General features: G+C 64.4%; 11 protein-coding genes. 2 read left to right on the forward strand and 9 right to left on the reverse strand.

Annotated elements, in window-relative coordinates; genetic code table 11:
- Window positions 1–57 precede the first annotated feature (57 nt).
- The 7 genes from L3V18_RS03675 to L3V18_RS03705 all read right to left on the reverse strand — a co-directional run bounded on the left by L3V18_RS03675 (window position 58) and on the right by L3V18_RS03705 (window position 10,134).
- Entirely contained in the window at window positions 58–3,162 is a 3,105-nt protein-coding gene (locus L3V18_RS03675; protein ID WP_237053236.1) for a type I restriction endonuclease subunit R, read from the reverse strand.
- A 2-nt stretch (window positions 3,163–3,164) separates the two neighbouring features.
- The gene (locus tag L3V18_RS03680; protein WP_237053237.1) at window positions 3,165–4,343 is read right to left on the reverse strand and encodes a Fic family protein; all 1,179 of its coding nucleotides are present in this window, start codon (window positions 4,341–4,343) and stop codon (window positions 3,165–3,167) included.
- A 140-nt stretch (window positions 4,344–4,483) separates the two neighbouring features.
- Entirely contained in the window at window positions 4,484–5,404 is a 921-nt protein-coding gene (locus L3V18_RS03685; protein WP_237053238.1) for a DUF5655 domain-containing protein, read from the reverse strand.
- Entirely contained in the window at window positions 5,401–6,177 is a 777-nt protein-coding gene (locus L3V18_RS03690) for a hypothetical protein (protein WP_237053239.1), read from the reverse strand. The genes L3V18_RS03685 and L3V18_RS03690 overlap by 4 nt, the downstream gene beginning before the upstream one ends.
- 18 nt (window positions 6,178–6,195) lie before the next feature.
- Window positions 6,196–7,542 carry a restriction endonuclease subunit S domain-containing protein gene (locus L3V18_RS03695; protein WP_237053240.1) on the reverse strand — a complete coding sequence of 449 codons (1,347 nt, stop codon included), beginning with the start codon at window positions 7,540–7,542 and terminating at the stop codon, window positions 6,196–6,198.
- Complete coding sequence (locus L3V18_RS03700) at window positions 7,539–9,386, reverse strand: type I restriction-modification system subunit M (RefSeq protein WP_237053241.1); 1,848 nt, start codon at window positions 9,384–9,386, stop codon at window positions 7,539–7,541. Before L3V18_RS03700 ends, L3V18_RS03695 begins: the two co-directional genes overlap by 4 nt.
- A gap of 73 nt (window positions 9,387–9,459) precedes the next feature.
- Window positions 9,460–10,134, reverse strand: coding sequence for a hypothetical protein (locus L3V18_RS03705; protein ID WP_237053242.1), 675 nt, complete (start codon window positions 10,132–10,134; stop codon window positions 9,460–9,462).
- Between the two features lie 206 nt (window positions 10,135–10,340).
- Between L3V18_RS03705 and L3V18_RS03710 the strand changes: the two genes are divergently transcribed.
- Both L3V18_RS03710 and L3V18_RS03715 read left to right on the forward strand, forming a co-directional pair.
- Window positions 10,341–10,562, forward strand: a complete 222-nt coding sequence (locus L3V18_RS03710) for an AbrB/MazE/SpoVT family DNA-binding domain-containing protein (RefSeq protein WP_237053243.1) — start codon at window positions 10,341–10,343, stop codon at window positions 10,560–10,562.
- 15 nt (window positions 10,563–10,577) lie between these two features.
- The gene (locus L3V18_RS03715) at window positions 10,578–11,006 is read left to right on the forward strand and encodes a type II toxin-antitoxin system death-on-curing family toxin (protein ID WP_237053244.1); all 429 of its coding nucleotides are present in this window, start codon (window positions 10,578–10,580) and stop codon (window positions 11,004–11,006) included.
- A 20-nt stretch (window positions 11,007–11,026) separates the two neighbouring features.
- Here the strand turns inward: L3V18_RS03715 and L3V18_RS03720 are convergent, their stop codons facing one another.
- Both L3V18_RS03720 and ispG read right to left on the reverse strand, forming a co-directional pair.
- Window positions 11,027–11,791 (reverse strand): phosphatase PAP2 family protein, encoded by a 765-nt coding sequence (locus L3V18_RS03720; protein WP_237053245.1) that lies wholly within the window; start codon window positions 11,789–11,791, stop codon window positions 11,027–11,029.
- On the reverse strand, window positions 11,784–13,055 hold the full coding sequence (gene ispG / locus L3V18_RS03725; protein ID WP_237053246.1) for a flavodoxin-dependent (E)-4-hydroxy-3-methylbut-2-enyl-diphosphate synthase: 1,272 nt from the start codon (window positions 13,053–13,055) through the stop codon (window positions 11,784–11,786). The genes L3V18_RS03720 and ispG overlap by 8 nt, the downstream gene beginning before the upstream one ends.
- Between the last annotated feature and the right edge of the window lie 149 nt (window positions 13,056–13,204).

Below are 13,204 nucleotides of genomic sequence, written 5' to 3' on the forward strand. Positions count from 1 at the left end.
AAGGGTCCTCGCAGGGTAGGACGGTGAAGCTGGATGGGGGCCGAATGCGGCTCTCTATCAGGTCTGGGGTTGATCCCGGATGCCTTTTGACCGCAACGACTCATACAGCTGCCCCGGCCCCAGCAGAATGTCCTTCAAACCCTCGCGGATGCGCTCGGAGCCCAAGGCCTGGCTGCTCATCGTAGTGTGCACATCGAGGAAATCCATGATCGCGTGCATCAGCGCTTCCTTCAGGTCAGGGGAGTTGGAGAAGTGTTCCTTGGTGTTGCTAACCGCCTGTGAGACCAGCGTTCCGTTATTCAACATCTGACCCTTTACCCCATCCACGAAACGTAGCTGGTCGTCGTCGGTAATCTGCCCCTCGAACAAGCCATTCACCTTCTCGATGATCTCTGCCAGATAAGCCCGTTGCTTCTCCTGCACATGGCCGCTGCCAACAGCATCCACGGGAGGCAGCTTCAATGCCTCTCCGCTCCCGGCATAGAGATTCTGCGCGGCACCCCGGCGCAAGGTGTGATGGGTCAATACCACCTTCGACAGGTCGACCTCGTCGCGCTCACGGCCGAACTCCAGCAACGGGATCAGGCGCCGGTAGAAGATGAAGCGCTTCTCGATGTCGGTGTTTCCGTAATCGAACATCTGCGACAGGAAGGCATAGAGCCGGTTGAACGTGCCCATGTCGCCCTTGAACAGCACCAGTGCCTCCAGCTCGTCCTTGGCAGCCTGCGCAGCCGCTTCATCATCCCTTGCCCCTGCCGTGGTTTTGGCCTGCTGTGCCGCCTTGTAGCGCTTGAGCAACCGCTCCGCGACCGGTGCCAGGGCAGCGCTGAGTTGGGCCTGGGTTCCGGCAGGGTCCATCTCCACCTTAGCCACCCGCTCGACCTCGAACTCGTCGTAATGGCCACTGGCATCGAGCTTGGCACGCAGGTCATAAACCAGGTTGGGATCGGTCGCGGCCTCCAGTTCGGCGGTTTCGTAGTACGTCTTGAACGCCTTGAGGACTTCGGCCGGGTCGTTGACGAAGTCAAGGATGTAGGTCGTGTCCTTGCCAGAGTGAGCACGGTTCAGGCGCGACAGCGTCTGCACCGCCTGGATGCCACCCAGCATCTTGTCCACGTACATGCCGCACAGCAGCGGCTGGTCGAAACCGGTCTGGAACTTGTTGGCCACCAGCAGCAGGTGGTAGTCCTCGCAGGCGAAGGCCTCGCGGATGTCCTTTCCCTTCAGTTCAGGGTTGAGCAGCTTGCTGGTTTCGGTAACTGCTTCCGGGAAGCTCTCCGGGTCATTCACCTCGCCGGAAAACGCCACCAGCACGCCCAGCGGGTAGCCCTGCCGCTCGATATAGCCACGGATCGCCTTCTGCCAGCGCACCGCCTCCTTGCGCGTGGCCACCACCACCATCGCCTTGGCCCTGCCATCCAGCAATGGCTGCACGTTCTCGCGGTAATGCTCCACCACGATCTGCACCTTGGAGGCGATGTTGTACGGGTGCAGGCGGACCCACTGCATGATTCCCTTCATCGCCGCCGAACGCTCGACCTGCTTGTGGTCGATCTCCTTGCCTTCGTGCGCCAGCCGGAAAGCCAGGTCATAGGACGTGTAGTTGCGCAGCACGTCGAGGATGAAGCCCTCCTCGATCGCCTGCCGCATCGAATACACATGGAACGGCTGTGGCAGCCCATCCGGCCCCGGCCGCCCGAACAGCTCCAGCGTCTTGCCCTTGGGCGTGGCGGTGAAGGCCACGTAGGTCAGGCCGCTGCCACCGCTGCGCGCCTCCATCTGCGCCGCCAGCAAGGCCTCGGTATCGACCTCGCCGCCATCCTGCAACTCAGCCCACTCCTGCGCACTGAGCAATTGCTTGAGCTTGGCCGCCGCCTCGCCGGTCTGCGAGCTGTGCGCCTCGTCGGCAATCACCGCGAAACGCTTGCCCTCGGTGGCCGCCAGTTCCTGCACAGCCTGCAGCGCGAACGGGAAGGTCTGGATGGTGCAGACGATGATTTTCTTGCCGTCCTTCAACGCCTGGCTGAGCTGGGCACTCTTGCTGCCGTGCTCGTTGGTGATGGTTTCCACCACGCCGGTCGTGCGCTCGAAGTCGAAGATCGCTTCCTGCAACTGCGCGTCCAGCACGTTGCGGTCGGACACCACCAGCACGCTGTCGAACAGCTTGTTGTGGGCATCGTCGTGCAGGTCGGCGAGGAAATGCGCACTCCAAGCAATCGAGTTGGTCTTGCCCGAACCGGCCGAGTGCTGGATCAGGTAGCGCTGCCCCGCCCCGTTAGCGCGAACATCCGCCACCAGTTTCCGGGTCGCGTCCAACTGATGATAACGCGGGAAAATCACCGTGGTCAGGCGCTTCTTGTCGTCACGCTTGCCGATCAGGTAGCGGTGCAGGATGTCCAGCCAGCTGTCGCACTGCCAGACCTCCTCCCACAGATAGGCAGTGGCAAAGCCGCCCGGATTGGGCGCATTGCCCGCCGCGCCATTGTTGCCCCGGTTGAACGGCAGAAAGAACGTGTCCTTGCCGGCCAGCCGGGTGGTCATCATCACCTCGGCCTGACTGACCGCGAAGTGCACCAACGCGCCGCCCGGGAAGGCCAACAGCGGCTCGCGCCGCCCGCCCTTCGGCAGCGGGTCGCGGTCGAAACGGTACTGGTCCACCGCATCGCCGACGCTCTGGGTGAAGTCCGACTTCAGCTCCGCAGTTGCCACCGCTATGCCGTTGACGAACAGCACCAGGTCCAGCGCGTCATTCGGCTTGTCCGGTGAGTGGCGCACCTGCCGCACCACCCGCAAGCGGTTGGCCGCATAGTGCTGCTGGATCAACGGGTTCATCGCCAGCGCCGGCTTGAACTGCACCAGCGACAACGGCGCCTTCAGCCCCACCATCTCCACCCCACGCCGCAGCACGTCCAGCGTGCCGCGCTCGTCCAGGTTCTTGCGGATGCGGTCCGCCAGCCGCTCGCCGACAGCAGGGCCGTGGGTCTTGCTCAACGCGGCCCAACTCTGCGGCTGGGTGGCCTCGATCCACGCCAACAAGTCCGGCAGGTACAGGCCGCTGGCGCGGTCGTGGTGGGCGGCATCGCCTTCGGCGTACAACCAGCCGTTGGCGGCCAGATGCCGGCAGATTTCCGACTCGAAGTGGTGTTCCTGGTGCAGGTTCATGCTCAGGCCGCCCCCTCGGCTGGCACATCATCGGTGAACAGGCGCACGTAGGGCTCGTAACGGAACCTGCGGTTACGCGCGTATCCGGTCATCTCCATCAGGATGCCCAGCTCGACCAGCTTTGCGACCAGATTATTCGCTGCCGCATAGGTCGTTCCAGTCATCCCCTTTACATCGGCCACGGTGACAATGGGGCGATCGAACAGGCTCTCGAGCACGCGGTGACCATTGCCGGCCGCGCGCCCAAGCCGTTCGGTAATCGCCATTCGGTGCCCCTCGCGCAGCAACTGGATGCGCCGTGCCGTTTCCGCTGCCTCCCCGGCCACCTCGATCACGCCTCGCAGGAAGAACTCCAGCCAGGCTTCCCACTCGCCACGATCGCGCACGGCCTGCAGATGGTCGTAGTAGGCCTGCCGATGTCGGCGGAAGTAATGCGACAGATACAGCACGGGCTTGTGCAGTACACCGCACTCGGTCAGCAGGAAAGTGATCAGCAGGCGCCCCACCCGCCCGTTGCCATCCAGGAAGGGGTGGATCGTCTCGAACTGCACATGCGCCAGCGCGATCTTGACCAACAGCGGCAGGCCGTCGTCCCGGTGCAGGAAACGCTCCAGGTCACCCAGCGCCTGCGGCACCTCTTCGTGGGGCGGCGGCACGAAGCTGGCCGTGGCCAGCGTACAACCGGCCGGACCGATCCAGTTCTGGCTGCGGCGCAGTTCCCCCGGTTGCAGGCGTCCGCCACGCACCCCCTGCATCAGTTCGGCATGGATCTCGCGAATCAGCCGCACCGACACGGGCAACTCGTCCAGGCGCGCCAGGCCATGCTTCATGGCCCGTACGTAATTGACCACCTCGTCCACGTCACGCGGCATGGATTCGTCGAACAGGTCTGCCTCGGCGGCCAGCAGGTCCTGCAGCGAGCTCTGGGTGCCCTCGATCTGGCTCGACAGCACCGCCTCCTTGCGGACGTACATGAAAACGAACAGATCCGGGTTCGGCAGGGTCAACACCGAACCATCCAACCGGCCCAGGGCACGGTCGGCTTGCGACAACAGACTCGGCAACTCACCGACCAAGGCCACTGGCGGGTCCGGCGGCAATGCGGCGGGCAGGAAAGCGCTGTAGCCGGTCGGCTGGCGGATGTAGCGGCCGGCGCGGGCTGAAGCGACTTGCGGGCTCATGCGTTTCCCCGAGTTGCGCATGGGCCGGGCGACACTCCATGCGATAGCCTGAGTTTACTATAGAGGCGGCTGCGCTCCATATTCAATCCAGCCTGCAACAAGAAGGCCGAAGCACTGCCTTATTTCACTTTGTGCAGTTCTCAACTCTCGTTGTAGCTGCGCTCGATCAAGGGCTTGGCGCGCTCCAGGTCGGCCATGCTGTGCAGGGTCAGCTCCAGGTCGCCGGTGCCCCAGGTACCAATCTGGCGCACGTCGCGGCTGAAGCCCTCCTCCAACGCCACCGTGTCCGGGGCGACCTTGAGGTACACCAGCATCTTGTTCGGGTACATCACCACGCAGACAAAGTTCTTCAGGCGGCGGAAGGCGGTGTAGAGCTTGAGCTTGCGCTCCTGCACGTCGTCGCCCAGGGCGAGGACGTGGGCCGCCAGCGCGTCGTAGACGGCGCGCGTCTCCGGCAGCGAGCCGGTGTACTGCTCGTCGAAGCTCTTGTCCTTGCTGGGGCCCTTCGGCTTGGGCGCGGAGGCCGCGTCCGGCTTGGTCGTGGTCACGTCGGCCACGCTGACCGCGTTGACCAGTTCCAGAAGCAGCAGGTCGTCGGCGAACAGTTTGTAGCGCAGCAGCTCGATGTTGCGCGGAATCTGCTGCACCGCATGCTGGTCGTAGCGGGTGAAGTCGGCGGCGATGCACAGCAGGCGGGTGCCGGACCAGTCGATGGCGTCGGCCGCGTCCTTGCCCAGTTTCTCCATCACCAGCCAGCGGAATTCGGCCTGGTGGTCGAGCAGCCAGTCCAGGTAGAACAGGCCCTGGTTGATGACGTTCTCGTTGCTGTGGCGCTTGTACTCGACAATGACCGGGCAACCGTTCTCGTCCAGCCCGAGCGAGTCGATGCGGCCCTTGTGGGTCTTGCCGGTGGCGTATTCGCTGGCGAGGAACTGCACTCCGAGGAAGGCCGGCATCTGCGCTTCGATCAAGTTCTGAAGTTCCTTCTCGATCGCGGCGACACGGCCGGGCAGCTCGGTGGCCTGACCAGCGGACAGCCGGAACAACTGGATATCGCTCATACGTTCCTTTCCTCCCTGTACCACTTCTGCCGACCAGGTTCGCGCGGAAACAGCTTGAGCAATCGGGGTTTTTGAGGTTCAAGCCAAAGCACACGGTCAAACGCGGAGTTGAATGCACCACTGCTGGCGGAGCGCAAGACCGAGTCCCTCACTTCTACCAGCTCTCCGCCGGAGGACCAGTCGTAGCAGATCAGGAGCCAAAGCTCGTCGCATCTGCTTTTGGCCTTCGCCGCACTCTTGTTTTTCCGGTCGATGACACGCTGAACATCGCCCGCCTTCACCTCTCCAACCCAGCCACTTTGCTCGGCATGCCACAACTGATCTCGACCATCCAGGCTTGGCCCAACGCGGATCGATGCGACCCCCGCGGGCAACCCGTCAAGGATGGCAATGCTGCTTTGAGGCCATTTCAGCCCGGCAGCATGCAACAACACCACATGCGCGATAGGCGCAACGAGAGCATCACAGCGTTTCCTGTCGAGAGTTTCCGGGCTCTGGAAACAAACTCTGACGTATGCAGCAGGGCCACCCAATCCCAGATAGTGCTCCCATGCCCTTCGGACCACCGCGTTCTTCCTGCTCTGAATCTCCTGTTGGGGCCGACCGGCCACCGGGGCGGCAAAGTACTCGGTGACCTCGACGCCGATGGACCTATCCGTCGATCTAAGGATGAAGTCAGGCACCTCGGAATCTTCAATGATACCGACCTGTAAGAGTGGGTCGATCTTTCCGGCCTGCTGCAAAAGCCAACGTTCACGCGACTTGTTTGCCATCACCCCGCCCCCTTGAACTCAGGAAGCGCCACGCACGTCGATCTTGCCGGTGACGGCGGCGGAGATCAGGGCGCTGCGGCGTTCTCGGAGTAAATCGATGGCACAAACAGCCTCCTTCTCAAGATTGGCCATGATCGAAAGTTGCTCGTCAAGATAGGCCCCTATCTCCAATTGCTCCGCTTCTGGCGGCCTTGTTATGACCGTCTGATTGAGATGCGTTGGCCCAAAGTGCTGGATGGTTGTCCCAGCCTTCAGCAAGTCGATCTGCGTAATGAACTGACTGGACACAACAAGGTGCCGGATATATGGCTTGTGCATAACTCCTGACACACTTCGAAGGCGGATAATCCCGGTGTAGGGAATGCAGCCAGCCACATCAGGACCAACCTCGCACACGGTACCCATGCTTGCGCTGGCACTGATCAACAGATCGCCCTCTGCTACGCGAAAGTGCTCCCATTGTTCAGCCACTCGCGCCGGGGCCAAGTAGTTGCAGCCATCGAGTGTGGCCCATCTACCTTGCACACCTGAGACCCTTAGCAAGGGAACACCTTCATCGTGGAAGTCGGTGGCGAGGATTCCCGGCCCTTCCTGAAAGTCGACACAGTATCTGAAAGGAGCAATCTCCCAATGCACCGGCACATGGCCCAGCCAGAGGATGCCGGAGTCCTTCATCGGGACGTTGGGGTTGAGGCCGCGGGTGACGGCGTGGGAGATGGTGGCCTCGCGCTTTTCTGCCAGCAGCGACAGCAACTTTTCCTGCTCGGCGATAAGGGCGTCGATCTTGGCGGTTTCGCGGTCGAGGAAGGCAACGATTGCGTTCTGCTCATCCTGCAACGACGTGGCCAATCGAATCTCACCTATGATGGATCCATTGAGGTTGGCCAAACCCGTTGTGGAGTTAGACAGCAAATCCAGCTGTGTACGTGCCAATCCATTGTTGAGGAGGTACCAAGCTAGCCTCGGACTAAGCTGCCCATCAAGACGCAAGCGCTGCATGAAGTTGGAGTAACAGGCGCCCATGGCCGCGACACTCTCGTCAACCAGCGTTGTCTTACCAATGTGCAACGCACTACCGCTTGACTTTGTGACCAGCAGGTCGCCCTCCTGCAACAGGGCAGAAAGCCTATCCCTATCAGCAAGCTTGCGCATAGCAGGCTCGCCTATTTGCCAATACCCGTCTACCGTCTGCTCAGTAGAACGCAGTACGGCCGTGTCATCGCTTCCGTCAGGGTCTTCGCCCCATACACCACCGTCGTTTTGCTCAATGACCCACTTGAATCGCTGTACTTTCCAGTGGGCTGGAACATCTCCAAGCCAAGGCACCCCACTGTCCTTGTACTCCGGATACCTCGGCAAACTCATTCCGCCAACTCCTCCAGCATCTTCATGATGTTGGCCGACACCTGCTTCAGCTCGGCATCGATCTCCTCCAGCGGGCGCGGCGGCTCGAACACGTAGAAGTGGCGGTTGAACGGGATTTCGTAGCCGACCTTGCTCTTGCTCTCGTCGATCCACGCATCCATGGCGTGCGGCAGCACTTCGCGCTCGAAGTATTCGCCGATGTGCTGCCCCAGCGGCACGTTCTCGGTGTCGCGCAGCTTGCTGTCGGACTGGGGCTGGCCCTTCTGTTTGCCCTTCTGGCCGAGGACGATATTGCCGGCCTCGTCGCGCAGTGGCCGTTCGACGGTGATGGTGGTGTAACCGAAGGCTTCGTTGCGGAAGCGGCGCGACAACGGGGCGCGCTTGAGCTTGCCGCCTTCGGGGGCCTTCGGGTCGGCATCGCCGTCGCGCAGGACGTGGCGGCCGGCTTCCTTGCCGTTGGCATCGAGCACGGTGACCAGGTCGGCCTCGGCAAAGTCGCCGAACAGTTTGGTGACCTCGGCGATATGCTCGTCGCCCATTTCCTTGCGCTTGCTGCCCAGGCTCTTGCGCATCTTGCGCCAGAAGCGGCTGGCGTCGATCAGTTGCACCTGGCCCTTGCGGTGGGCGGGCTTCTTGTTGGAGACGATCCAGACGTAGGTGGCGATGCCGGTGTTGTAGAACATGTCGGTGGGCAGGCCGATGATGGCCTCGACCAGGTCGTTCTCCAGCAGGTAGCGGCGGATTTCGCTCTCGCCGCTGCCGGCGCCGCCGGTGAACAGCGGCGAGCCGTTGAGGACGATGCCGAAACGGCTGCCACCCTCGCCGCCCTTGACCGGGGCCATCTTCGAGACCAGGTGCAGCAGGAACAGCATGGAGCCGTCGGACACGCGCGGCAGGCCGGGGCCGAAGCGGCCGTCGAAACCCTTCTGCTCGTGCTCGGCGCGCACCGCCTTCTGCACCTTCTTCCATTCCACGCCGAACGGCGGGTTGGACAGCATGTAGTCGAACTTGCGCTGCGGGAAGCCGTCGTCACTGAGGGTGTTGCCGGCGACGATGTTCTCGACCGGCTGGCCGCGGATCAGCATGTCGGCCTTGCAGATGGCGTAGGACTCGTCGTTGAGTTCCTGCCCGTACAGGGTCAGACGCGCGGTCGGGTTGTGCTCGGCCAGGTGTTCGGCGGCAACCGAGAGCATGCCGCCGGTACCGGCGGTGGGGTCGTAGACGGTACGGACCACGGCGTTGCCGGCGCTGAGCACTTCGTCATCCTCGATGAAGATCAGGTTGACCATCAGGCGGATGACTTCGCGCGGAGTGAAGTGCTCACCGGCGGTTTCGTTGGACAGCTCGGCGAACTTGCGGATCAGCTCCTCGAACACGTGGCCCATGCGGGCGTTGTCGACCTTGTCCGGATGCAGGTCGATGTTGGCGAACTTCTCGGTGATTAGGTACAGCAGGTCGGCCTTGGCCAGGCGCTCGACCTGGGTGTGGAAGTCGAAGCGCTCGAAGATGTCCCGGGCCTCCGGCGAGAAGCCCTGGATGTAGGCATAGAGGTTCTGGCGGATGTGGTCCTGGTCACCTAGCAGTTTGGGCAGGTCCAACGGCGAGACGTTATAGAACTTCGCCGCGCCGACGAGGCGGCGCAGGAACGGGTCCGGGTTGACTCCGGCATCGGACTTCTTCTTGTTCTCGGCCAGCACCTTGTCCTTGGTGGGCGCCAACACGCAGTCGAGGCGGCGCAGCACGGTGAACGGCAGGATCACCTTGCCGTACTCGGATTGCTTGTAGTCGCCACGCAGCAAGTCGGCGACGGACCAGATGAAGGCGGAAAGCGAGGATTGGTTCATTCGTTGTTCTGATAGTGAAAAATCACGGCAACGGGAGGGCGGCCTAAGCTCTACCCCCTGCGAAAAGGGGTTCCTACATCTCCGGAATCGCCATCAACGCCTCTTCATCGGCCTTGCTCGGGCGCTGGGCTTCTGCTTTCGCTTCCAGCCGCGCCTTCTCGGCCTGGTGCCGGACTCGGATCTCGGGCGGAATCACGTCGAGCTGACGATTCTGCTGGAACAGCGCGCGGTCGCCGGGGGCGAGCTGGCAGTTGCGGCTGAGCACTTCCAGTTCGTCGCCGGTGCGGGCGGCGGCGCTCTGCAGGTGGACGACGACGGCGAGGGTGTCGCCGAGCGGTTCCAGCGCGAGGCAGACCGCGTCAACGGTCGCCTGGCTGCGTTGTTCGTTGTGTTCGACGATCGCGAGCAGATTGCTGCGGTCGACCCAGGCCACGGAACGCACGCCTGCGACGCCGCGCGCGGCGGCCCGGGCGGCTTCGGGATCGATCGGGCGACGGGTATCGGGGACTTTCATCGAGCGCATCAGGTCGGTGTGCATGGCCTCGAACCGGCGCCGGGTGGCCTCCTGGTCGCCGGACAGGGCCGCGGCGCGCAGGGCGGCGAGGTTCGCGGCGGTCTCGACGGGGTCCAGCGGCTGACCGGCCTGTTGCGGGCGCGACGGCTGCGGCTCCGGTTCCGGCGCTCGGCTGCATGCGCCCAGGACGAAAAGGACGCTTGCCGCCATCCAGGTTCCGACCGCCGTTCGCATCGCCTGCTCCCTCCCCCTCGCGAGCGGTTCAGGATAAGCCATCACGGTTCGGGCCGATGTGCGTGAGATGGGCGCAGGCCTCACGCGATGCGCCTGCGGGACGGCGGCAGGCTCGCGCGGCCGTCACGACCGATGCCACGGCTGCCAGACCGCTTGCGATGCCAATGCCGATGTTATAACGTTAGTCATAACAATGGAGGTCCGTCATGAAACTCAAGATCACCAGCATCGGCAACTCCGCCGGTGTCATCCTGCCCAAGGAACTGTTGGCCCGGCTGCGCCTGGAGAAGGGCGACGCGCTGTACGCGCTGGAGACGCCGGACGGGATCCGGCTGACGACCTTCGATCCGGAGCTGGCGGCGCAGATGGAAGTGGCCGAAGAGGTCATGCGCAGGCGCCGCACCCTGCTGCACAAGCTCGCGCAGTAGAGGGAGGGCTCAAGGATGATCATCTGGATCGGAAAGGCTCTCATCCTCGCCATCCACGAACGGCAGTTGGCCGAACACGGTGGTGGCACTGGCGTTCGCGATGAGGGCCTGCCCGAATCGGCACTGGCCCGCCCCTTGCAGACCCAGGCCTACGGCGATCCTCCACCGGACCTGGCCGACCTTGCCGCCGCACTCGCCCACGGCCTGGCGCGCAATCATCCGTTCGTAGACGGCAACAAGCGCACCGCAGCAGTCGCCTGTGAGACTTTCCTGGTGCTCAACGGTGCGCGCCTCGACGCCAGCGACCTGGAGCTGTATCCGCAATACATCGCCCTCGCCGACGGCAGCCTCGACGAGGCCGGCTTCGCCGGATGGCTGCGCGCGCATGTCGTGGTCGCGGCGCCGCGCGTGCAGGAACCTGCGGCGGCTTACGGAAACCGCTGAGTCGGCGGGCCCGCCCTGGCTCAGCGGCGCTCGCGTCCCCACGGCCGCGTGCCGTGGAACACGACCAGATACGCCGACACCGCCCACAGGCTGGCGGCGGCCCAGCCGGCGAGGATGTCGGTCGGGAAATGCACGCCCAGATACAGCCGCGAGACGCCGACCAGCAAGGTGAACGACAGGCCGCCGGCCACCACCCACCAGCGCGCGCGGGTCGGCCAGGCCAGCAGCATCAGCACCCAGGCCAGGGTCATCGAGCCCATCGCGTGACCACTGGGGAAACTGTAGTTGTGCTCCGGCGCGATCGATTGCCACAGCTCGGGCCGCTCGCGGGCGAACAACAGCTTGGTACCGACGTTCAGCAACCCCGAGCCCGCCAGCGCGATGCCGGCGAAGATCGCCTCGCGCAGTCGGCCGCGCAGGTTGAGGAAGACCACCAGCGCGACGTCGAACGGCACCACGCCGTACAGGTAGCCAAGCTGGCTGAGCACGACGAAGAAGCGGTCCAGCGCAGGGCCATGCAATTGCTGCAGGGCCTGCAGGATCGGCTCGTCGAAGTGGACCGCCTCGTGCTCGTGTATCTCGTCGGCGATCTCGGCGAAACCCCACAGCGGCAGCAGCAGGCCGACGAAGGCCAGCGCCAGCCGCCGCCAGTGGCGACGCACGAAGCGCAGCAGGGCCGCGGTTGCGCCGCCCAGGGTCCGCCAGGGATGCCGCAGGCCTTCGTCGCTCGCTTGCGCGTCCGGCCGCGGCGAAAGCGCGTCCTCGCGCGCGTGCGGATCAGGCATCGGCACCGGCGCCGAACTTGCGCTCGACGTAGCGGTCGATCAGTTCGACGAATTCGCGGGCGATGCCTTCGCCGCGCAGGGTCACGGTCTTCTCGCCATCCTCGAACACCGGCGCCGACGGCGCCTCGCCGGTGCCCGGCAGCGAGATCCCGATGTTGGCGTGGCGCGACTCGCCCGGTCCGTTGACCACGCAGCCCATCACCGCGAGGGTCAGGTTCTCGGCGCCCGGATGGGTGACTTTCCACTCCGGCATCTTCGCCCGCACGTGCGACTGCACCTGTTGCGCGAGCTCCTGGAAGAAGGTGCTGGTGGTGCGACCGCAGCCCGGGCAGGCGGTGACCATCGGCGTGAACGCGCGCAGCCCCATGGTCTGCAGCAGTTCCTGGGCGACGATGACCTCGTTGCTGCGCGCCTGGCCCGGTTCGGGGGTCAGCGAGATGCGGATGGTGTCGCCGATGCCTTCCTGCATCAGCACGGCGAGCGCCGCGCTGGAGGCGACGATGCCCTTGCTGCCGATGCCGGCCTCGGTCAGGCCCAGGTGCAGCGCGTAGCGGCCACGACGGGCGAGCTCGCGATAGACCGCGATCAGCTCCTGCACGCCGCTGACCTTGGCGCTGAGGATGATGCGGTCGGCCGGCAGGCCGATCTCCTGCGCGCGCGCGGCCGAATCCAGCGCCGAGCGGATCAGCGCCTCGCGCAGCACCTCGGCGGCTTCGCGCGGCTCGGCCAGGGCGTGGTTCTCGTCCATCAGCCTGGCCGCCAGCGCCTGGTCGAGCGAGCCCCAGTTGGCGCCGATCCGGACCGGCTTGCCGTGCCGGATCGCCAGTTCGATCAGGGTCGCGAACTGCGCGTCCTTCTTCTTGCCGAAACCGACGTTGCCGGGATTGATGCGGTACTTGGCCAGCGCCTCGGCGCAGGCCGGCTCTGCGGTGAGCAGCTGGTGGCCGTTGTAGTGGAAGTCGCCGATGATCGGCACCTCGATCCCCATCATCGCCAGCTTGTCGACGATGCGCGGCACCGCGGCGGCGGCCTCGGCAGTGTTGACGGTGACCCGGACCAGTTCCGAACCGGCGCGCCACAACTCGGCGACCTGCTTCACGGTGGAGGCGACGTCGGCGGTGTCGGTATTGGTCATCGACTGCACCACCACCGGCGCACCGCCGCCGACGACGACCTTGCCGATGCCGACCGCGACGGTATCGCGGCGCGGAGCGGGACCGAAGGCGGGCGTGGCACAGGGAAGCGGACTGGGGACGGCGTTCATCGGCACGGCGAATCGGGGGCGAATCCCTATTCTAGCCGGGAGCCATGACCCGGACCCTACCTCCGGCATCCTTGCGGGAGTGATCGTGGAAGCGGCGCAAGCCGCGATCCGAAGTGTCGGGAAGGCCCGTCGCGGCTCACGTCACCCCT

It is taken from the genome of Marilutibacter chinensis, from assembly GCF_021725675.1.
Lineage (GTDB): Bacteria > Pseudomonadota > Gammaproteobacteria > Xanthomonadales > Xanthomonadaceae > Marilutibacter > Marilutibacter chinensis.